At 46.0% G+C, this 19,921-nt stretch carries 20 protein-coding genes and 2 pseudogenes; 18 read left to right on the top strand and 4 right to left on the bottom strand.

The window, feature by feature from the left end:
• Nucleotides 1–122: 122 nt before the first annotated feature.
• The 4 genes from V6D42_RS08975 (at nucleotide 123) to V6D42_RS08960 (ending at nucleotide 3,124) form a co-directional block, all read left to right on the top strand.
• Nucleotides 123–470 (top strand): PadR family transcriptional regulator, encoded by a 348-nt coding sequence (locus V6D42_RS08975; RefSeq protein WP_333512978.1) that lies wholly within the window; start codon nucleotides 123–125, stop codon nucleotides 468–470.
• Nucleotides 467–1,054: an HAAS signaling domain-containing protein gene (locus V6D42_RS08970; RefSeq protein WP_333512977.1), complete on the top strand. Its 588-nt coding sequence runs from the start codon at nucleotides 467–469 to the stop codon at nucleotides 1,052–1,054. The genes V6D42_RS08975 and V6D42_RS08970 overlap by 4 nt, the downstream gene beginning before the upstream one ends.
• Before the next feature lie 19 nt (nucleotides 1,055–1,073).
• Nucleotides 1,074–1,367, top strand: a complete 294-nt coding sequence (locus V6D42_RS08965) for a DUF3784 domain-containing protein (protein WP_333512976.1) — start codon at nucleotides 1,074–1,076, stop codon at nucleotides 1,365–1,367.
• Between the two features lie 134 nt (nucleotides 1,368–1,501).
• A complete protein-coding gene (locus tag V6D42_RS08960) occupies nucleotides 1,502–3,124 on the top strand; it encodes a M4 family metallopeptidase (RefSeq protein ID WP_333512975.1) in 1,623 nt (540 codons plus the stop codon).
• Between the two features lie 41 nt (nucleotides 3,125–3,165).
• Here V6D42_RS08960 and V6D42_RS08955 read toward each other — a convergent pair whose 3' ends face one another.
• Complete coding sequence (locus V6D42_RS08955; protein ID WP_333512974.1) at nucleotides 3,166–4,020, bottom strand: DegV family protein; 855 nt, start codon at nucleotides 4,018–4,020, stop codon at nucleotides 3,166–3,168.
• Nucleotides 4,021–4,158: 138 nt separating this feature from the next.
• On the opposite strand from V6D42_RS08955, the gene V6D42_RS08950 reads away from it, so the two are divergent.
• Nucleotides 4,159–5,001, top strand: a complete 843-nt coding sequence (locus tag V6D42_RS08950; RefSeq protein WP_010333712.1) for a YitT family protein — start codon at nucleotides 4,159–4,161, stop codon at nucleotides 4,999–5,001.
• A gap of 18 nt (nucleotides 5,002–5,019) precedes the next feature.
• Nucleotides 5,020–5,475: a BsuPI-related putative proteinase inhibitor gene (locus tag V6D42_RS08945; protein ID WP_333512973.1), complete on the top strand. Its 456-nt coding sequence runs from the start codon at nucleotides 5,020–5,022 to the stop codon at nucleotides 5,473–5,475.
• Nucleotides 5,476–5,505: 30 nt separating this feature from the next.
• Here V6D42_RS08945 and V6D42_RS08940 read toward each other — a convergent pair whose 3' ends face one another.
• The 3 genes from V6D42_RS08940 to yitU form a co-directional block, all read right to left on the bottom strand.
• Nucleotides 5,506–5,703 carry a DUF3813 domain-containing protein gene (locus tag V6D42_RS08940; RefSeq protein WP_003224518.1) on the bottom strand — a complete coding sequence of 66 codons (198 nt, stop codon included), beginning with the start codon at nucleotides 5,701–5,703 and terminating at the stop codon, nucleotides 5,506–5,508.
• Nucleotides 5,704–5,856, bottom strand: coding sequence for a hypothetical protein (locus V6D42_RS08935; RefSeq protein WP_010329347.1), 153 nt, complete (start codon nucleotides 5,854–5,856; stop codon nucleotides 5,704–5,706).
• A 103-nt stretch (nucleotides 5,857–5,959) separates the two neighbouring features.
• Complete coding sequence (gene yitU, locus V6D42_RS08930; RefSeq protein WP_333512972.1) at nucleotides 5,960–6,772, bottom strand: 5-amino-6-(5-phospho-D-ribitylamino)uracil phosphatase YitU; 813 nt, start codon at nucleotides 6,770–6,772, stop codon at nucleotides 5,960–5,962.
• Between the two features lie 119 nt (nucleotides 6,773–6,891).
• On the opposite strand from yitU, the gene V6D42_RS08925 reads away from it, so the two are divergent.
• The 12 genes and pseudogenes from V6D42_RS08925 to argF all read left to right on the top strand — a co-directional run bounded on the left by V6D42_RS08925 (nucleotide 6,892) and on the right by argF (nucleotide 19,898).
• Nucleotides 6,892–7,659, top strand: coding sequence for a prolyl oligopeptidase family serine peptidase (locus V6D42_RS08925; RefSeq protein WP_333512971.1), 768 nt, complete (start codon nucleotides 6,892–6,894; stop codon nucleotides 7,657–7,659).
• A gap of 64 nt (nucleotides 7,660–7,723) precedes the next feature.
• Entirely contained in the window at nucleotides 7,724–8,032 is a 309-nt protein-coding gene (locus V6D42_RS08920) for a metal-sulfur cluster assembly factor (protein ID WP_333512970.1), read from the top strand.
• Between the two features lie 62 nt (nucleotides 8,033–8,094).
• Entirely contained in the window at nucleotides 8,095–8,265 is a 171-nt protein-coding gene (locus V6D42_RS08915; protein WP_003224527.1) for a YqaE/Pmp3 family membrane protein, read from the top strand.
• 58 nt (nucleotides 8,266–8,323) lie between these two features.
• A pseudogene (locus V6D42_RS08910) lies at nucleotides 8,324–9,755 on the top strand (FAD-binding oxidoreductase).
• The gene (locus V6D42_RS08905; protein ID WP_333512969.1) at nucleotides 9,755–10,294 is read left to right on the top strand and encodes an MFS transporter; all 540 of its coding nucleotides are present in this window, start codon (nucleotides 9,755–9,757) and stop codon (nucleotides 10,292–10,294) included. The pseudogene V6D42_RS08910 and the gene V6D42_RS08905 overlap by 1 nt, the downstream one beginning before the upstream one ends.
• Before the next feature lie 204 nt (nucleotides 10,295–10,498).
• Nucleotides 10,499–11,536, top strand: coding sequence for an N-acetyl-gamma-glutamyl-phosphate reductase (gene argC, locus V6D42_RS08900; protein ID WP_333512968.1), 1,038 nt, complete (start codon nucleotides 10,499–10,501; stop codon nucleotides 11,534–11,536).
• Nucleotides 11,537–11,555: 19 nt separating this feature from the next.
• A complete protein-coding gene (argJ, locus tag V6D42_RS08895) occupies nucleotides 11,556–12,776 on the top strand; it encodes a bifunctional ornithine acetyltransferase/N-acetylglutamate synthase (protein WP_333512967.1) in 1,221 nt (406 codons plus the stop codon).
• A gap of 14 nt (nucleotides 12,777–12,790) precedes the next feature.
• Entirely contained in the window at nucleotides 12,791–13,567 is a 777-nt protein-coding gene (argB, locus tag V6D42_RS08890) for an acetylglutamate kinase (protein WP_333512966.1), read from the top strand.
• Nucleotides 13,564–14,721 (top strand): acetylornithine transaminase, encoded by a 1,158-nt coding sequence (locus V6D42_RS08885; protein WP_333512965.1) that lies wholly within the window; start codon nucleotides 13,564–13,566, stop codon nucleotides 14,719–14,721. Before argB ends, V6D42_RS08885 begins: the two co-directional genes overlap by 4 nt.
• 70 nt (nucleotides 14,722–14,791) lie before the next feature.
• The gene (locus V6D42_RS08880) at nucleotides 14,792–15,853 is read left to right on the top strand and encodes a carbamoyl phosphate synthase small subunit (RefSeq protein ID WP_333512964.1); all 1,062 of its coding nucleotides are present in this window, start codon (nucleotides 14,792–14,794) and stop codon (nucleotides 15,851–15,853) included.
• Nucleotides 15,846–18,938: a carbamoyl phosphate synthase large subunit gene (locus V6D42_RS08875; RefSeq protein ID WP_333512963.1), complete on the top strand. Its 3,093-nt coding sequence runs from the start codon at nucleotides 15,846–15,848 to the stop codon at nucleotides 18,936–18,938. Before V6D42_RS08880 ends, V6D42_RS08875 begins: the two co-directional genes overlap by 8 nt.
• Nucleotides 18,926–19,898 (top strand): annotated as a pseudogene (argF, locus tag V6D42_RS08870) (ornithine carbamoyltransferase). Before V6D42_RS08875 ends, argF begins: the two are co-directional and overlap by 13 nt.
• The last annotated feature ends 23 nt before the right edge of the window (nucleotides 19,899–19,921 follow it).

Genomic DNA, 19,921 nt, shown 5'->3' with positions numbered 1-19,921 from the left:
CATTTTTGTAATAAAAAGGTTATAAAGTAGGAGAAATTCCATTTTTGTTAAAAGAAAAAACAGGACATTTTTCACTGCTATATGTCATTGATATATAGTGGTTTTTTCGATATATTTAAACCATGAAAACGAATCAAATTAACGACCGCTGGATTGTTCAATTTCGCAAAGGAATTTTCGAGCTGGCCATTTTATCCCTGCTGCGCTCAAAGCCGATGTATGGTTATGAATTGACATCGTCCTTAAAAACAACTCCGGCACTGGCTATTTCGGAGGGTGCGATATATCCGATTTTAAAACGGATGACGGAGAAGGACTGGGTCGATTTTTTTTGGCAAGATTCTTTGGACGGCCCGAAAAGGAAGTACTACAAAATAACGCAAAAAGGAGAAGAGATGTTAAAAGAACGGCTGGAGAAATACCTAGAAACCCATCAAGCTTTATTGTCCTTATCGGGGGATTTGCTATGAATGCACAGCACATCATTGACAGCTATACGGAGGAACTAAACGCTGAGCTGACGAATATGCCTGAAGTAGAGAGAGAAAACACGATAGCCGAATTGAAGGGCCATTTAACCGCTTTTGTACAAGACAGAATGAATGCCGGCCATAGTGTAGAGGATCTGCGGGAAGCTGTCGAAACTGAGTTTTCTCATCCGAAAGAGCTTGCCGAAGCGATGATGGGTGAAGGGGAGGAACAGAAACGGAGGGGTTCTGTGTTAGGGAAAAGCGGACTTTCAGTCTTTCTTATTGCTGTAATCATACTCCTGCCGCTGCTGCCGCCCTCATACAGATATGTGCCATTGGCTCTTTATTTGGCGGTGCTCGCAGGCTATGTGTGGAAACGGAAGAAGGTAATGATGTTTGCGGGTGTAAGAAAAAACAAAATGCGCTCTCAACATGAGATTGTCACGATTTCCAGGGTTGGTGCGGCGTATCTGCTGTTTTTGGCTGTTCTGCTTCTTGTGCAGCCGCTCATCAATGCATTCGTCGTCCTTCTGCTGATTGTGGTTAGCTGTGCCGCTTATTTTCTTTTTTTAAACGTCAAGTAATGTTGTAGGAGGCTGTAATATGGAAATCAGCATCAATTATCTATTAATTGGCATTTCGCTTTTATTCTTTGTGGTAGCTTATTTGGTCGGGATCAAAAAACAGACGTGGATGCTGGCGGGGTTTAATGAGGCACGTATCCGGGATAAGGATCGGCTGGCCAGAATAGCAGGCTATTTTTTCTTGAATTCCGGTTTGTTCATTCTGCTGAACAGCTTTATCTCATTTCAAGGCCAGGAGCAGCTGATTCCGCCGCTTATTTTGGCATATGGTGCAGGGGTTATTATTTATGTAAATAAAAAACTGGTAGAATAGGAGCTGAAGGACGGAGCGAATCTCTGTCCTTCTTTCTTTTTCCTGAAAATAGGAACGAAGCACCACATACAAGTTTCGGTTTTTTTGTTAGGATGAACGAAAAATAAGTTCCAACTCAGGAAGGATGTGGTGTTTTGCCTACACTGTTCAAGACATCTCTGTTCATGGCCGGCTTATGCACGGCGGCTCAATGTGTTTTTGCATCAAATGCCTCAGCAGATCAAAGCATCAAATACGACCATACGTATCAAACCCCTTCATACATCATCGAAAAATCACAGCCATCATGGCAGCCAGCTCAAAACCTAACGCAGAAAGAAGCGCTATTTTCATATCTGGACAAGCAACAAACGCATTTTAAGCTAAAAGGAAATGCCAACAGCCATTTTCGCATTTCGAAATCCATAAAGGATCCAAAGACAAAACAAACGTTTTTTAAATTAGAGGAAGTGTATAAAGGAATTCCTGTTTACGGCTTTGGACAGGCGGTCGCGATGAAGGAAAACAAACAAGTGAAAAGTTTCTTCGGGAAGGTGCACCCGCAACTAAATGACATAGCTGTCACACCGTCTGTATCCAAGAAAAAAGCCATACATACAGCGCGCCGTGCGCTTGAGGCATCGATTGGAAAAATCGAGTATGTTGACGGGGAACCGCAAGCCGAATTATTTATTTATCCGCACGAAGGCGCATATGATCTTGCCTACCTTGTGAGACTTTCGACGTCTGAACCTGAGCCTGGATATTGGCATTATTTCATTCATGCCAAAAGCGGAAAGGTCATTGATTCTTTCAATGCCATTCATGAAGCAGCAGGTACAGGAATTGGCGTATCAGGCGAAGAAAAAAGCTTTGAAGTAACTGAACAGAATGGGCGTTATTATTTGGCTGATGAAACAAGGGGAAAAGGGATAAATACTTTTGACGCAAAGAACTTGAACGAAACCTTATTTACCCTTTTGTCTCAATTGATCGGGTATACAGGCAAAGAAGTGGTCAGCGGCACGTCCGTATTTAAAGACCCGGCGGCTGTAGATGCCCATGCAAACGCGCAAACGGTTTACGACTATTATAGCCGCACGTTTGGCCGCCATTCCTTCGATCAAAACGGAGCAAGAATTACGTCTACCGTACATGTGGGAAAACAGTGGAACAATGCGGCGTGGAACGGTGTGCAGATGGTGTACGGGGATGGTGACGGCGCAAAGTTTAAGCCGCTTTCCGGATCGCTCGACATTGTGGCGCATGAAATGACACACGCGGTCACCCAGTATTCTGCCGGCCTTTTATATCAGGGAGAACCTGGCGCGTTAAACGAATCTATTTCTGATATTATGGCGGCGATGATAGACCGGGATGATTGGGAAATCGGCGAGGATGTATATACGCCGGATGTACGCGGGGATGCTTTACGTTCGTTAGCGGACCCTTCCAAGCAGGGGAATCCGGATCATTATTCAAACCGTTATACAGGCACAGAGGATTACGGCGGGGTGCATATCAATTCGTCGATCCACAATAAAGCGGCATATCTTCTCGCGGAAGGCGGCGTGCACCATGATGTTCGGGTAGAGGGGATCGGGCGTGAAGCTTGTGAGCAAATTTATTATCGGGCTTTGACATATTACGTCACGCCTTCTTCAGACTTCAGCATGATGAAGCAAGCGGCAATCGAAGCTGCCAAGGATTTATACGGTGAAGGCTCGAAGCAATCAGCTTCTGTCGAAAAGGTTTATGACGCAGTCGGAATCCAATAAAAATGAAAAAACAGCCAGGGCTTTTCAGCCTGGCTGTTTTTTTATGATCTTCCCAGAAAAAATATCGCCAGTGTGCCGGGTCCGGAATGGGATCCGACAGCAGAGCCGATGGAGTGCATGATGATATCTTTCGGCTTGAAGGCGTCTTCGATCAATTGTTTCATTTCATTGGCTGTTCCTTCGTTAGCGGCATAGCTGATTCCTACGGTTTGATCGCTCCAATTGTCTCCTCGCTCTTTCATTAATTCGATAATCCGTTTGAACAGCTTTTTCTGTCCGCGGATTTTTTCAAGAGGCACAAGCTTGCCGTCCTCCATATGAAGCAGTGGTTTAATATTGAGCAGACCGCCGACAAAAGCGGACGTTTTTGAAATTCGGCCGCCCCGGGCGAGGTACGTTAAATCATCGACTGTAAAAATGTGCTCAAGCTGTGCGCAAAAGTTCTTTACAGACGTTTCGATTTCTTGTATTGTATTTCCGTTGATACAGAGTTCGCGTGCATGCCGGACGGCCAGACCGTAGCCTAATGAAGCGCATTTGGAATCAATCACCCGCAAATCAAAATCGGGGAATTCTTCCTTCACTTCATTGGCGATCATGACGGCTGTCTGATAGGTGCCGGAGAGCCCTGAGGAAAAAGCAATGTAAAGAGCGGGCTCTCCTGTTTCGGCATATTGCAAAAATACATTTTTAATGGTTTGCGGTGAGGCTTGGGACGTCTTGGGCGCTTCCCCATTTTGCATCGCTTCAAATATTTGTTCCGCATGGATCGTGACTGCATCTTCATATTCTTTGTCGCCGAGAGAAACTCTAAGCGGGATAAAGCCAAGGCCGTTTTCCTCAAAATAAGAACGAGGCAGATCAGCCGCGCTGTCAGCAATGAGGTGAACTGTCATTTTGCTTCCCTTCTTTCCGTTTATCGCTCGTTATCATGTGATTTAAGCCAACTATATCATATTAATTACTCAAAATCGTGTTCAAATATTTGTTTTAAGGGAAAACATAATAAAGAAGAATGAGCGGAGGAACATGCCATGGTACTAGATCAAACAAAAAAATTACTCATCGTCATCATCGGGGCTTTACTCAATGCGGCCGGGCTGAACTTATTTCTGATTCCAGCAGATGTATATGCCAGCGGATTTACAGGTGTCGCCCAGCTTTTATCAAGCGTCGTTGACCAATATGCCCCCTTCTACATATCGACGGGAACGCTCTTGTTCCTCTTAAATATTCCGGTCGGTATTTTAGGGTGGCTGAAGGTCGGAAGATCGTTTACGGTGTACAGCATTTTGAGTGTCGCACTGACCACGTTGTTTATGGGAATCCTGCCGGAAATGAGACTGTCTCATGACATCCTGCTGAACGCGGTATTCGGCGGCGTAATTTCCGCGGTCGGCATCGGTTTAACATTAAAGTACGGCGCTTCGACAGGCGGTCTTGATATCGTTGCTATGGTACTGGCCAAGTGGAAGGATAAACCCGTCGGCACGTATTTCTTTATTCTGAACGGGATTATCATTCTGACGGCAGGATTATTGCAAGGTTGGGAGAAAGCTTTATATACCCTTGTTACTTTGTATGTGACAACGAGGGTGATCGACGCGATTCATACCCGCCATATGAAACTGACAGCGATGATTGTGACGAAAAAAGCGGACGAAATTAAAGAAGCCATTTATGGAAAAATGGTGCGGGGCATAACGACTGTCCCAGCCAAAGGCGCTTTTACAAATGAGCCCAAAGAAATGATGATTATCGTCATCACGAGGTATGAATTGTACGATTTAGAAAAAATCGTAAAAGAAGTGGACCCGAAAGCATTTACAAACATTGTCCAAACGACCGGGATTTTTGGTTTCTTTAGAAAAGACTGACGAAAGCAGGTGGAAGTCGTGAAACGGCTGCTTGTGATGCTCTTGCCTGTGGTGCTTTTAATGGGCTGCGGGAAACATGAGCGGACAGAACCCGAAAAGGAGGTATCAGGCGGAATGGAGAATCAAGAGGTTGTTTTATCTGTTGACGCAATTCAGGAGCCTGAACAAATTAAGTTTAACATGTCACTGAAGAACCAAAGCGAACGCAGTGTGGAGTTTCAATTCAGCACGGGACAAAAATTTGAACTTGTCGTGTACGATTCAGATCACAAAGAAAGATACCGTTATTCAAAAGACAAAATGTTTACACAGGCTTTTCAAAACCTGACGCTTGAACCGGGAGAAACCTATGATTTCACTGATGAGTGGAAGGAAGTCCCTGAGCCGGGAACTTACGAGGTGAAGGTAACATTTAAGGGCAAAGCGGAAAATCTCAAGCAGGTTCAGGCTGTTCAGCAATTTGAAGTCAAATAAGAGGCTATGGCGATTCGCCATAGCCTTTTTTTATTGCAATTTATCCAGTTGATCTTGAAATTGATGAAGCTGTTGACGTTCCGCATCTGTCGAATTGGCATACGCAGAAGACACAGCATTTTTGGCCCTCAGAATCGCTTGCTCCTGATCGCCTTCCTCAAAGCCGTTTGTCACCATGACAGCCTGTTGAACAAATGATTTCGCCTGCTGAAACAGTTCGTTTCTCATTTAATATTCATACTGCCTTTCAGCCGAGTCTCGTGCCGCGGCATGCTGGTGAGCTTCTTCTAATGTAGACCGATATGGAAATCTTGCGGCGTGTTGCCCGATGGAGTCTTTACCCTGGTGAATAAACCTTCTGGATTTGCTTCGTTTACCCATTGTGAGAATGCCCCCTTCCATACTTTGACGAGATGAGTCGTCTTCAATAGTATGGTGGGGCGAAGTAACGTTTATGAGTGGGAAAAATTAAAATGGGCGGTCTTTAAAGTAAGAAATATTCTTGTAAAAATCTTGCCACGCCGTCCTCTTCATTTGTAGCCGTTGTCCGGTTGGCAATCTGCTTGACCTCATCAATTCCATTTCCCATCGCAACGCCGCAGCCTGCGAATTCAAGCATCTCCAAATCGTTATCCTCATCTCCGAAAGCGATGATCCGCTCCCTCGGCACACCGTAATAATCACTGATTTTTTGCAGGCCGACCGCTTTATTCATGCCGCTTTTAATAATTTCTATGACATGCCACGGCGCAGCCCATCTTCTATGATCGATCACCTCGGCGTGCACATCCGATAAATAGGAGCGTATGGCCGGTACATCTTCTTCTTTTGCGTGAATGAGTACGGATGTAACATCTTCACCGAGATTTTCCCGCAAGTCTCCAACCGTCACATTTGTTGTATTCATGTTAAAGGCATCAATCAAGTGCTCGTCATGGTAATGAAAGTACACGTCATCAATGACTTCGGCAAGCACATTATGTACGTTATAGCTCTCGCTGATATCCACTAATTGTTTGACAACATCAAGCGGCAGCGAGGTATGATACCGTCCCCAGCTGTCGTCCTGCGGATGATGGACAAAGGCTCCGTTAAAATTGACAATTGGCGTTGTCAGCTTCATCTGCTCATAGTACATGGAACTTGAACGGTACGGCCGGCCGGTGGAGATGCAGACGTAATGTCCGTCCTTTTTTAGGCGTTGTATCGTTTGAAGGGTGTTTTCTGATATCGTTTTATCGTCCTTTAATAATGTTCCATCTAAATCTAATGCGATTACATAGGGTTTTGTCTCCATGAAAAGCTCCTTTAACCTTAGATTTTGCGTAAGCTGCCTTAATGACAGTGTAGCTTTTTACCATCTTTATTGTCTACATGTTACACTTATGATTATGGTTATCCTAAGGAGGGGACATTGTGATTCAAATTGAAAATCAAACCGTTTCCGGCATTCCGTTTTTACATATTGTAAAAGAAGAGAACAGGCACCGTGCCGTTCCTCTTGTTTTCTTTATACATGGCTTTGCAAGCGCCAAGGAACACAACCTTCATTTTGCTTATCTTCTTGCAGAAAAAGGTTTCAGAGCTGTTTTACCGGAGGCGCTGCACCATGGCGAACGCGGAGAGCATATAGCTGTTGAGAAGCTGGCCGGCTATTTTTGGGACATCGTGCTAAACGAGATTGAAGAGCTTGATGTACTTAAGAATCATTTTGAGAAAGAAGGCCTGATAGACGGCGGCCGTATTGGGCTTGCGGGTACATCTATGGGCGGCATTACAACGCTTGGCGCCTTAACGGTTTATGATTGGGTAAAAGCCGGCGTCAGTCTGATGGGAAGCCCGAATTATGTTGAACTGTTCCAGCAGCAGATCGACCACATCAAATCTCAGGGCATTGATATCGATGTGCCGGAGGAAAGGGTGCTGGAGCTCATGGAGCGCCTTAAAATGCGGGATCTCAGCCGCCAGCCGGAGAAACTGCAGCAGCGTCCGCTTTTATTTTGGCATGGTGTTAAAGATCAAGTCGTGCCTTACACGCCGACCCGGAAATTTTATGACACGATTAAATCTCATTATCGCGAGCAGCCGGAACGTCTCCAGTTTATTGCGGATGAACGAGCGGATCATAAAGTGCCGCGGGCGGCTGTGTTAAAAACCGTTGAATGGTTTGAAACGCATTTATAAAGCACAAAGGTATTAACACTGTCCGGATTTACGTTATACTGTATAAAAAAAGGAGTGAGGGAACGTGGAAGAAGCATTAAAAGAAAACATTATGGGCGCCCTGGAACAGGTTGTCGATCCTGAGCTTGGCGTTGATATCGTGAACCTCGGGTTAGTATACGATGTTGATATGGATGAAGACGGCTTAACGCACGTTACGATGACACTGACATCAATGGGCTGCCCTTTAGCGCCGGTTATCGTGGATGAAGTGAAAAAAGCGTTAGCGGACCTTCCAGAAGTGAAAGAGACGGAAGTTCACATCGTGTGGAACCCGCCTTGGACTCGTGACAAAATGTCAAGATATGCAAAAATCGCGCTTGGCATACAATAAAACAAAAGAGGACAGCCTTACTGTGAGGCTGTCCTTTTTAAAACTGAAAGGAGTGAAGCGAAATGATGTACCTGCTTGCCGTTCTATGCCCGCCGCTTGCTGTTTTGTTTACGGGGAAGCCGTTTCAGGCACTGCTCAATCTCATTTTGACATGTATCTTTTGGCTGCCGGGCGCCATTCACGCTTGTTTTATCGTGGCTGACCGCCGCGCTGAAAAACGGGCAAGACGTTAATCTGGAAAAAAGAGGACGCAAACATGGTATAATGGCCATAAAAAACAGGGAGAGCGCCATGAAAAAGAAATTGCTTGCATTCGCGCTGTGCACTGGTGCGTATGCTGCCCTGTTTGTGTACTCTGTTTTCTCGGAGCAAAAAAACGACTCCAGCGAGATGACGGATGTCAGCCGTTTGATGCCGGTGAAAATTAAGCAGACAGTGAAAGGGCAGGAAGACAATAACCTCATTGACACAGTCAAAGAGGCCAATCGAAAAAACATAAAAATCTCAATTGCCGGAACCCAGCATTCAATGGGCGGCCATACATATTACGAAGACGGCATCGTTCTCGACATGACAGGCTACAACAAAATCCTCGCTTTCGATAAAGAGAAAAAAACCATCAGGATCCAAAGCGGGGCGACGTGGAATGACATACAGAAATACGTGAATCCATACGGGCTTGCGGTAAAAGTTATGCAGTCACAAAATATTTTTACAATCCGGAGGATCTCTCAGCGCCAATGCCCACGGGCGTGATATCCGCTACGGATCGCTGATTGATACAGTCAAATCATTCCGTCTATTAAAAGCCGACGGCTCATTTGTCACCGTCACTCCAAAAGATGACTTGTTTTCAGCAGTCATCGGCGGGTACGGTCTTTTTGGCGTGATTCTTGATGTTGAGCTTGAATTAACGGATGACGAGCTGTACGTCATGCAAACAGAAAAAATGAACTACAGTACATACACCGACTATTTTGCAAAGCATGTCAAAGGCAATCCCGGTGTCCGCATGCATCTGGCGCGCATCTCAACAGCAGAAAAAGGATTTCTGAAAGACATGTATGTCACAAATTACGCATTAGCAGAGGAGCAGAATCAGCTGACATCTTACAGCGATCTCAAAGAAGACGAGCATACACAAGTGACGAAATTCGCGCTCGGCCTGTCAAGACGGTACGAGTGGGGCAGAAACTGGCTCTGGAACACCCAGCAATCCTATTTTCTAAGCCAAAATGGAACAAAGGTCTCACGCAATAACGTCATGCGGTCAGAATCAAAATTTCTCGAATACGAAAACAATGAAAATACAGACGTGCTGCAGGAATACTTTGTGCCGGTAAAGGAGTACGCTTCCTATATTGATGACCTGAGACAAACGCTGTCACATGAAGACCTGAATCTGCTTAATATCACGATCCGATATGTGCAAAAAAACGAAAAGGCTGACCTGTCTTATGCGAAGGAAGATATGTTTTCGCTCGTGCTCTTAATCAACGAGGGCTTTTTAAAAGAAGACCAGGCTGACACTGCTCGGATTATCAGGCGCATGACAGACGTTGCGCTCAAACAGGGAGGAAGCTATTATCTGCCGTATATGACATATCAGACAAAAGCGCAAATGAGACAGGCGTACCCGAAAACCGAAGCGTTTTTTCAGAAAAAACGCACGTACGATCCGGATGAGCGGTTTATGAATTACTTTTATCAGAGGTATAAATAATGGGGAAAAACAAATTAAAATGGTTGACACTTTCACAAAGCAGCGTGTTTTTCGCAAGCAGTTTGATTTTTCCGTTTTATATTCTGTTTGTGAAAAATATCGGCTCAAGCTACACGCAGTTCGGGTTTTCCTATGGATTATTCGGACTGAGCGGAGCGCTCATTTACCCGCTCCTCGGCCGGCTGTCTGAAAGGATCGACAGCCGCTATTATCTGCTTGCGAACTCATGGGGCATGGCGTTTCTGCTTTTGTATGTCCCGCATGTTAACAGCGTTCTTCAAGTGTACATCGTGCAAGTGCTGTTAGGTCTCTTTGGGGCGATGCAAAAACATGGAGAAAAAGTATTAATCGCCGACTTTACAGACACTGGGGAACGCGGAAAAAAGATTGGGCATTATCATTTTTGGACCGCTGTTTTTTCAGCGGCTGCTATTATGCTCGGCGGTTTTCTCGCCGACTTTTTTACGGTGCAAATGATTTTTTATACAAGCTCTATTCTATATTTTCTAAGCGGATTGATGATGATGAAAACAGGCTGACACGGTCAGCCTGTTTTTTTATGCAGCTGCAAAAGGCGCTGGATCAACAATTTGAAGTGGTTTCTGTTTGCTTTTTAAGAGTGGATTTTTTTGTTGAACAGAAAATTTATAAATGAATAAAAATATTAAATATACGATTGAATTAATTTTTATTCATGTTATAATGTTAAATAATTTCACAAAGACCAAGAAGGTGAATTCGTTTTGAAAATAGGAATTGTAGGTGCTACGGGTTATGGGGGCGCCGAACTTGTCAGGATTCTTACACATCATCCTCATGCAGAAGAATGTATACTTTATTCATCCAGCGGAGAAGGAAAGGTCTATAGTAATGTTTACCCTCATCTAACCGGCTTGGCTGAGCAGAAGCTGAAGCCTATTGATATGAATACAATCAAACAGGAAATCGATGTCATGTTTCTTGCTGCGCCCCCGGGAGTATCAAGTGAACTGACTCCGCAGCTTGCAGAGGCGGGAATTCCGGTTATTGACCTGTCAGGTGATTTGAGGATACAAGAGCCTGCTGTATATGAAAAGTGGTATAAACGGACAGCGGCACCAAAAGAAACAATTCAAGAGGCGGTTTACGGCCTTTCAGAGCTGAATCAAAAAAGCATACAGCAGGCGAAGCTCATCGCCAATCCAGGTTGCTTCCCGACGGCTGTACTGCTTGGCCTCGCGCCTTTGGCACAAAAAAAGCTGCTTGATGAATCGTTCGTTATTGTTGATGCGAAAACAGGTGTTTCCGGTGCGGGAAGGAAAGCGTCCATGGGAACTCATTTTTCTGAGCTTAACGACAATTTTAAAATTTATAAAGTAAATGAACATCAGCACACCCCCGAGATTGAACAGATGTTAAAAGAATGGCAGCCAGAGTTGAAGGCTATTACATTCTCTGCTCACTTGGTTCCAATGACAAGGGGAATCATGGCGACGATGTATACGCAATTAACATCTGATCTATCTGCAGAAGATCTGCACGATTTATATTCGGAATTTTACCAAGATTCATATTTTGTGAGAGTGAGGCCTATGGGGCATTATCCGCAAACGAAGGAAGTGTTCGGCAGCAATTTCTGCGATGTATCCGTTACCCTCGACGAAAGAACAAACAGGGTCACGATCGTATCTGTGATTGATAATCTGATGAAGGGTGCCGCCGGGCAGGCAGTACAAAATTTCAATATCATGAATGGCTGGAACGAAGAGACAGGTCTGACCATGACACCAATTTATCCATAGAACAGGAGAGAATCGAACCATGATTCAGTTGAGTGAAGATCAAATAGTGAAAGTAAAAGGTGATATATCCTCGCCGAAAGGATTTCAGGCAAAGGGTGTGCATTGCGGACTGCGCTACTCGAAAAAAGACCTTGGCGTCATCATCAGCGAGACACCGGCAGTGAGCGCGGCAGTTTATACGCAAAGCCACTTTCAGGCGGCTCCGATTAAAGTCACACAGGACAGCTTAAAGCATGGATCAGCTCTGAAAGCAGTCATTGTCAACAGCGCTATTGCCAATGCTTGTACAGGGGAACAAGGCTTAGAGGACGCATACAAAATGCGGGAGAGCCTCGCTTTACAGCTGGGTATTGAGCCGGAGTTTGTCGCTGTTTCATCAACGGGCGTCATTGGCGAACATTTAGACATGGAAAAAATTCAGGCGGGCATCGAGCTCCTGAAACAAACACCTGCGGGATCGGGAGATTTCGAGGAAGCGATTTTAACCACAGATACCGTCATCAAGCAAACGTGCTATGAACTGACTATCGGCGGTCAAAAAGTCACCATCGGCGGAGCGGCTAAAGGCTCCGGAATGATTCACCCAAACATGGCCACCATGCTGGGGTTTGTGACAACAGACGCGGCAATCGAAGAAAAAGCGCTGCAAAAAGTGCTTTGCGACATCACGGACGTCTCTTTTAATCAAATTACAGTTGACGGAGAAACCTCCACCAATGACATGGTATTAATCATGGCAAATGGCTGCGCCGAAAATGAGTGCCTTACGGAAGATCACAAAGACTGGCCGCTCTTTAAAAAAGCGCTTCTTATGACTTGCGAGGATTTGGCTAAGGAGATTGCAAGAGACGGAGAAGGCGCGACAAAACTAATCGAAGCCCAAGTAAAAGGGGCAAAAAATAATCTTGATGCAAACGTAATTGCCAAGAAAATTGTCGGTTCGAACCTCGTAAAAACAGCTGTGTATGGAACAGACGCAAACTGGGGGCGCATTATCGGGGCTATCGGGCACAGCGCGGCCCAGGTGAAGGCTGAAGAAGTAGAGGTTTATCTCGGGGGCCAATGCCTGTTTAAAAACAACGAACCTCAGCCATTCTCTGAATCTCTCGCGAAAGAATACCTCGAAGGAGATGAGATTGCCATTGTCATCAAGATGCATGAAGGGGACGGGAACGGAAGAGCATGGGGCTGTGATCTGACCTATGATTATATCAAAATTAATGCGAGCTATCGCACGTAATAAAGGGGAGCACAATGAAGAAAACAATCGTTTTTAAATGCGGGGGAAGTGTCATCCGTGAGCTGTCGGAAGAATTTTTTCAAAACCTGAAAGAATTGATGGAATCAGGATGGAAATTGGCAATCGTGCACGGCGGGGGACCGGAAATTACACATATGCTGAAACGGTTAAACATCAAAACAGAGTTCTCAGGCGGACAGCGGAAAACAACCAAACCGGTATTGGAAGTGGCTGAAATGGTCCTGTCCGGCTCAGTCAATAAATTTTTCGTTGCCGAGCTTGCCAAACACGGGCTGCTGGCTGCGGGAGTGTCCGGCAAGGATGGAGGCCTTCTCGAGGCAGACTATCTCGATCCGGACACATACGGCGAAGTCGGAGAAATTAAAAAGGTTAATGCCTCTATGGTAAATGCGCTGATGGATGAAGGCATTATTCCGGTTATCGCGCCCCTGTCCTTGACGAGCGACTACAAAACACTGAATGTCAATGCTGATCTTGCGGCTTCGGCAGTCGCCGGGGCGCTGAAAGCCGATAAGCTGATGTTCGTCACAGACGTAGAGGGAATCATGAAGGAAAAACAGCGTCTCGACATCCTGACCCCTGAGGAAATTCAGACTCTCATCAAACAGGAAGTGATCACAGGCGGGATGATACCGAAGGTCAATTCAGCATTGTCAGCTTTATCGGATCAGGTTTCAGAAGTGATGATCGTAAACGGAAAAGGATCGTTTTTCTCAAATCAAACATTTGAAGGAACAAAAATCGTCAAAGCAAAGGAGGCTGTTTCATGAGCAGCTTGTTTCAAACCTACGGTCGGTGGAACATCGAGATAAAGAAAGCGAAGGGAACTTGCGTTGAGGATCAAAACGGCAAAACATACCTCGATTTCATTCAAGGCATTGCGGTTTCCAACCTAGGCCACTGCCATGAAGCGGTCACAGAAGCGGTTAAAAAACAGCTCGACAGCGTATGGCACGTATCCAATCTGTTTGAAAACAGTCTTCAAGAGCAAGCAGCACAGCAGTTAGCGGCAAACAGTGCCGGTGATCTCGTTTTTTTCTGCAACAGCGGAGCGGAAGCGAATGAAGGCGCGATTAAGCTGGCACGAAAGGCAACTGCAAAAACGAAAATCATCACGTTTCTCCAATCATTCCACGGCCGCACCTATGCAGGGATGGCAGCTACCGGACAGGATAAAATCAAAACAGGCTTCGGCCCGATGCTGGAAGGCTTTCACTACCTCCCGTACAATGATCCTGCCGCTTTTGACGCTCTTGGGGGGGAAGACGACATAGCCGCGGTCATGCTTGAGACCGTACAGGGAGAAGGCGGAGTCAATCCGGCCAGTGCTGCATTTTTAACAGCCGTACAGTCGTTTTGCAAGGAAAAGCAGGCGCTTCTGATCGTAGATGAAATTCAGACCGGCATTGGACGGACGGGAAAGAGCTTCGCATACGAACACTTCGGCCTCTCACCTGATATCATCACGGCTGCAAAAGGATTGGGGAACGGCTTTCCAGTCGGTGCGGTAATCGGAAAGAAAGAGCTGGGAGCAGCGTTTACTCCTGGGTCTCACGGAACGACTTTCGGAGGGAATATGCTGGCGATGGCCGCCGTCAATGCAACATTGCAGGTTGTATTCCAGCCTGACTTTTTGCAAGAGGCTGCTGACAAAGGAACATGTTTAAAAGAACAGCTTGAGGCTGAGCTAAAGAGCCCGTTTGTCAAACAAATACGCGGGAAAGGATTAATGCTTGGAATTGAGTGTGATGGCCCGGTTGCAGACATCATTACTGAATTGCAGACATTAGGCTTACTTGTATTGCCGGCCGGCCCGAACGTCATTCGGCTGCTGCCGCCGCTCACCGTGACAAAGGATGAAATAGCAGAAGCTGTCAGCAAGCTGAAACAGGCAATCACTCATCATTCCGCTGTAAACCAGTAATTTTTTTTCGGTATGGAAGTATAAAAATTCATTTTTATAATTAATTATTCATCAAGAGGTGGGCTGTTAGATGGAAGGTTATTTAGTGTTAGAAGATGGAACAGCGTTCAGCGGCGAACTGGACGGTCATGAAAACTGCACGGGAGAAGCTGTTTTTTTTACAGGAATGACAGGCTACCAGGAAGTGCTGACAGATCCATCATATAAGGGACAGATTATCGTATTTACCTACCCGCTAATTGGCAACTATGGCATTAATGAAAAGGATTTTGAAAGCAAGAAACCGCAAGTGAAAGCCGCTGTTGTCTACGAGGCATGCGATCATTTTTCTCATCATGAAGCGGTATACAGCCTTAAGGAATATCTGAAAAAATGGAACATCCCGCTTTTATCCCATGTCGATACGAGGGCTGTCGTCAAAAAAATCCGTGCGAACGGAACGATGGGGGCGTCTGTCACTGCCTCTAAAGAAGCGGCTGAAATTGCTCTGCAGCCTGAGAACGTCGCAGAACAGGCGGCAGCACAGGACATCAGCACAATGGGCGAAGGAAATAAACATATCGCTCTCATTGACTTTGGCTATAAAAAATCAATTGCATCATCACTCGTGAAACGAGGCTGCAAGGTCACCGTTATACCGTATCAGCAAATGGAAACTGTTTACGGCATAAAGCCGGACGGTGTCGTGTTATCCAACGGACCTGGAGATCCGAAAGCCATTACACCGTATATGGAACAAATCAAAAACATCGTCAGCCGTTTTCCGACGCTCGGCATATGTCTCGGCCATCAGCTGATTGCGCTCGCTTTTGGCGGAAATACGTTTAAGCTGCCGTTCGGACACAGAGGCGCAAACCATCCGGTCATCGACCGTGAAACGAAGCGGGTTTTCATGACCAGCCAAAATCACAGCTATGTGGTTGATGAAAAATCCATCAACCAAGAAGAGCTGACGATCAGATTCCACCATGTCAATGACACGTCAGTTGAAGGGCTTTCCCATAAAAAGCTGCCAGTCATGAGTGTGCAATTCCATCCGGAAGCCCATCCCGGACCGGCGGAAAGCGAATGGATTTTTGATGATTATTTAAAGAATGTGATACCAGCAAGGAGAGAAATCGCCCATGCCTAAAGACACCAGTATTTCAAGCATATTAGTAATCGGCTCAGGCCCGATTATCATCGGCCAGGCGGCAGAATTTGATTATTCAGGCACTCAAGGGTGCATCGCGCTCAAGGAAGAAGGCTATCGGGTTATTCTCGTCAACAACAACCCGGCCACAATTATGACCGATGAAGCTTTCGCGGATGACATTTATTTTGAACCGCTGACGGCGGAAAGCTTAACAGACATTATTAAGAAAGAAAAGCCCGACGGACTTTTGGCCAATTTAGGCGGTCAGACTGCACTGAATCTAGCGGTTGAACTTGAAGAGGCGGGTATCCTAAAGGCGCACGGCGTCAAACTTCTAGGTACATCCGTGGATACAATCCAAAAAGGAGAGGATCGGGAGAAATTTCGTTCTTTAATGAACGAGCTGAATCAGCCAGTTCCAGAGAGCGAAATTGTCGATAACGAAACCGACGCCATTCGCTTTGCGGAATCGATCGGCTTTCCGGTCATTATCCGCCCTGCTTACACGTTAGGCGGAAAAGGCGGGGGCATCGCGCCTACGAAAGAAGCATTTACCGCCATGATCAAGCAAGCCCTTTTGGCTAGCCCGATCAATCAATGTCTGGTAGAAAAGAGCATTGCCGGCTTTAAAGAAATTGAATATGAAGTGATGCGTGACAGCAACAACACATGCATTACCGTCTGTAATATGGAAAACATCGATCCTGTCGGTGTGCATACAGGCGATTCGATCGTAGTGGCGCCTTCACAAACCTTAACTGATGAAGACTATCAAATGCTCCGGACGGCAAGTCTGACGATCATTTCGGCACTTGATGTCGTAGGCGGCTGCAACATTCAGTTTGCGCTTGATCCGTTCAGCAAGCAATACTACGTCATAGAAGTGAATCCGCGTGTGAGCCGTTCATCTGCTCTCGCGTCAAAAGCAACAGGTTATCCCATTGCGAAAATGGCTGCGAAATTGGCGGTTGGATACACGCTTGACGAATTAAAAAACCCGCTTACAGGCTCCACTTATGCGAGCTTTGAACCGGCATTGGACTATGTCATCGTCAAGTTTCCGCGCTGGCCGTTTGATAAATTCAAAAACGCGGACCGCAAGCTCGGCACGAAAATGAAAGCCACCGGAGAAGTGATGGCGATTGAACGTAATATAGAAGCGGCTATCCAAAAGGCGGCAGCCTCCCTTGAGCTGAAAACCGTCGGCACGCATCTGCCCGAGCTCGGCGGCTTATCAATTGAAGCGCTCTGGGAGCTGGCAATCACACCTGACGATCGAAGATTTTTCGTTGTGATGGAGCTGTTAAGCCGAAGTATATCGATAGAAGAAATCCATGCAAAAACAAAAATCGACCCGTTTTTCCTTCATACCTTTAACAATATCATCAAGCTGGAAAATCAGATCATGGAAGCGGGGAGCGACCTCTCTTTTGATTTATTAAAAAAGGCAAAGGAAAAAGGGTTTTCAGATGCAACGATTGCCTCGCTTATCGGCAAGACTGAGGAAGAGGTACGCGCTCTTCGCAAAGAAAAGGGGATTACGCCTTCCTTCAAAATTGTTGATACTTGCGCAGCTGAGTTTGATGCGAAAACCAATTATTTTTACTCCACTTATTTCGGAGAAACCGATGGAGACATCAGCCGCAAAGAGAAAAAACGCGCGCTGATTATCGGCTCAGGACCGATCCGCATCGGCCAGGGCGTTGAATTCGATTACAGTGCTGTTCATGGGGTGTTAACACTGCAAAAGCTTGGGTTCGAAACCATTATGATTAACAACAACCCGGAAACCGTGAGCACAGATTATGAAATTGCGGATCGCCTGTATTTTGAACCGCTGACAACGGAGCACATATTAAACGTGGCGGAGCAGGAAAGCATTGACTTTGCGATCGTGCAGTTCGGCGGCCAAACCGCGATCAATGCTGCTGAAGCGCTCGAAAAAGCCGGAATCACGCTTCTCGGCACATCGTTTGAAACGCTTGACGTGTTAGAGGATCGCGATCAATTTTATCAGCTTCTTGATGAACTCGGATTGCAGCATGCTAAAGGAGAAATTGCCTATACAAAAGAAGAGGCTGCAGAGAAAGCTAACGGCATCGGCTATCCGGTATTAATCCGTCCTTCTTATGTCATTGGCGGGATGGGTATGATTATCGTTGACTCGGAAGCTGCGCTATCTCAGCTGCTGGACGGAGAAGACAGCATGCCGTACCCCATTTTAATTGATCAGTACGTGTCAGGAAAAGAAGTCGAAATTGATTTGATTTCCGACGGTGAAGAAGTCTTTATCCCGACATATACCGAACATATTGAGCGGGCGGGCGTCCACTCAGGGGACAGCTTTGCCGTTCTCCCGGGGCCTTCCGTCACAAACAAATTGCAGCAAGGAATGAAAGATGCTGCACAAAAAATTGCCCGAAAGCTTTCGTTTAAAGGCATAATGAACATCCAATTTGTGATCGATAACGAAAACATTCTCGTCCTTGAAGTGAATCCGAGAGCGAGCCGTACAGTTCCGGTTGTCAGCAAAGTCATGGGCGTTCCGATGATTCCGCTCGCCACAAGGCTTCTGGCGGGGGCATCTCTAAAAGATGTAAACCCGGCAGTTCAAAATCACCACGGTGTTGCTGTAAAGTTCCCGGTCTTTTCAACACATGCGATTCAAGATGTAGATGTGAAGCTTGGACCGGAAATGAAATCGACGGGAGAAGGCATGTGTGTTGCATACGACGCCGACAGCGCCTTGAAAAAAATCTACACGCGTGTTTGGAATCAAAAAGGAAGCATTTATTTGCAAAACGGACCCGAAGATTTGAAGACATTAGCGGAAAACGCCGGTTTTACGGTTCATGAAGGTACATTCGCCTCATGGATGGAACAGGATGAAAAAGCTCTTCATATCAATTTAAACGGCTCTGAAGAAGCACGCAAAGAGCGTCTGGAAGCCATGACACACGGCATTACCGTCTTTACTGAAGAGGAAACCGTACGTGCGTTTTTGCAAAGCGGATCAGGCAGTCCGCACCCTGTTTCCCTCAGAGATCTTTATAAAAAGGAAGTGGCATCATGCACACAGTGAATATGGGAGAAACGCAAACCAGTCTATTCGGAAAAGACCTATTAACGCTAAAAGATCTCAGTGAACAGGATATCAGCGCGTTGCTTGCTGAAGCCAGTGAACTGAAACAAAACAAAATTCAGTCTATTTTTCAAGGCAAAACCCTTGCGATGATTTTTGAAAAATCATCCACGCGGACTCGTGTTTCATTTGAAGCCGGGATGGCCCAGCTTGGCGGAAATGCCCTCTTTTTAAGCCAGAAAGATCTGCAGCTGGGCCGCGGTGAAACGGTGGCTGATACGGCAAAAGTGCTCTCGGGCTATGTAGATGCAATCATGATCCGCACCTTCGAGCATGAAAAGGTGGAGGAGCTTGCTGAACACGCTGATATTCCAGTTATCAACGGGCTTACCGATAAATATCATCCTTGCCAGGCGCTTGCGGATCTATTGACGATCAAGGAAATCAAAGGCGATCTCAAAGGTGTGAAAGTCGCATATATCGGTGACGGAAATAATGTGGCGCACTCCCTGATGATCGGCTGCGCAAAAATGGGCTGTGATATTTCGATTGCTTCACCTGAGGGATACGAAGTGTTAGACGAAGCGGTGGAAGCAGCCAAGGCAGCGGCCCTTCAATCAGGTGCTTCCATTACACTTACAGCTGATCCGATTGAAGCCGTAAAAAATGCGGACGTCATTTATTCAGATGTATTCACTAGCATGGGACAGGAAGCGGAAGAGCAAGAGCGTCTCGCAGTCTTTTCGCCTTACCAGGTGAATGCATCGCTTGTCAGCCATGCTAAACCTGACTATACATTTTTGCACTGTCTTCCTGCACACCGTGAAGAAGAAGTGACGGCGGAGATTATTGACGGTCCGAATTCCGCTGTATTCCAGCAGGCCGAAAACCGCCTCCATGTGCAAAAAGCGCTGTTAAAGGCGATCCTATACAACGTAGAATAACCGAAAAAACTGCTGAGCCGGCTCTCAGCAGTTTTTTTA

This window comes from Bacillus sp. 0909A, from assembly GCF_036765115.1.
GTDB lineage: Bacteria > Bacillota > Bacilli > Bacillales > Bacillaceae > Bacillus > Bacillus mojavensis.
Note: the sequence above shows the minus strand (reverse complement) of the source record. Positions and strands in the feature narration are given on the sequence as shown.

What these genes read in the sequence shown, in the direction of transcription:
- V6D42_RS08975 (WP_333512978.1), top strand. Translation starts at nt 123, where the DNA reads ATGAAAACGAATCAAATTAACGACCGCTGGATTGTTCAATTTCGCAAA.
- V6D42_RS08970 (WP_333512977.1), top strand. Translation starts at nt 467, where the DNA reads ATGAATGCACAGCACATCATTGACAGCTATACGGAGGAACTAAACGCT.
- V6D42_RS08965 (WP_333512976.1), top strand. Translation starts at nt 1,074, where the DNA reads ATGGAAATCAGCATCAATTATCTATTAATTGGCATTTCGCTTTTATTC.
- V6D42_RS08955 (WP_333512974.1), bottom strand. Translation starts at nt 4,020, where the DNA reads ATGACAGTTCACCTCATTGCTGACAGCGCGGCTGATCTGCCTCGTTCT.
- V6D42_RS08950 (WP_010333712.1), top strand. Translation starts at nt 4,159, where the DNA reads ATGGTACTAGATCAAACAAAAAAATTACTCATCGTCATCATCGGGGCT.
- V6D42_RS08940 (WP_003224518.1), bottom strand. Translation starts at nt 5,703, where the DNA reads ATGAGAAACGAACTGTTTCAGCAGGCGAAATCATTTGTTCAACAGGCT.
- V6D42_RS08935 (WP_010329347.1), bottom strand. Translation starts at nt 5,856, where the DNA reads ATGGGTAAACGAAGCAAATCCAGAAGGTTTATTCACCAGGGTAAAGAC.
- yitU (WP_333512972.1), bottom strand. Translation starts at nt 6,772, where the DNA reads ATGGAGACAAAACCCTATGTAATCGCATTAGATTTAGATGGAACATTA.
- V6D42_RS08915 (WP_003224527.1), top strand. Translation starts at nt 8,095, where the DNA reads ATGATGTACCTGCTTGCCGTTCTATGCCCGCCGCTTGCTGTTTTGTTT.
- V6D42_RS08905 (WP_333512969.1), top strand. Translation starts at nt 9,755, where the DNA reads ATGGGGAAAAACAAATTAAAATGGTTGACACTTTCACAAAGCAGCGTG.
- argJ (WP_333512967.1), top strand. Translation starts at nt 11,556, where the DNA reads ATGATTCAGTTGAGTGAAGATCAAATAGTGAAAGTAAAAGGTGATATA.
- argB (WP_333512966.1), top strand. Translation starts at nt 12,791, where the DNA reads ATGAAGAAAACAATCGTTTTTAAATGCGGGGGAAGTGTCATCCGTGAG.
- V6D42_RS08885 (WP_333512965.1), top strand. Translation starts at nt 13,564, where the DNA reads ATGAGCAGCTTGTTTCAAACCTACGGTCGGTGGAACATCGAGATAAAG.
- V6D42_RS08880 (WP_333512964.1), top strand. Translation starts at nt 14,792, where the DNA reads ATGGAAGGTTATTTAGTGTTAGAAGATGGAACAGCGTTCAGCGGCGAA.
- V6D42_RS08875 (WP_333512963.1), top strand. Translation starts at nt 15,846, where the DNA reads ATGCCTAAAGACACCAGTATTTCAAGCATATTAGTAATCGGCTCAGGC.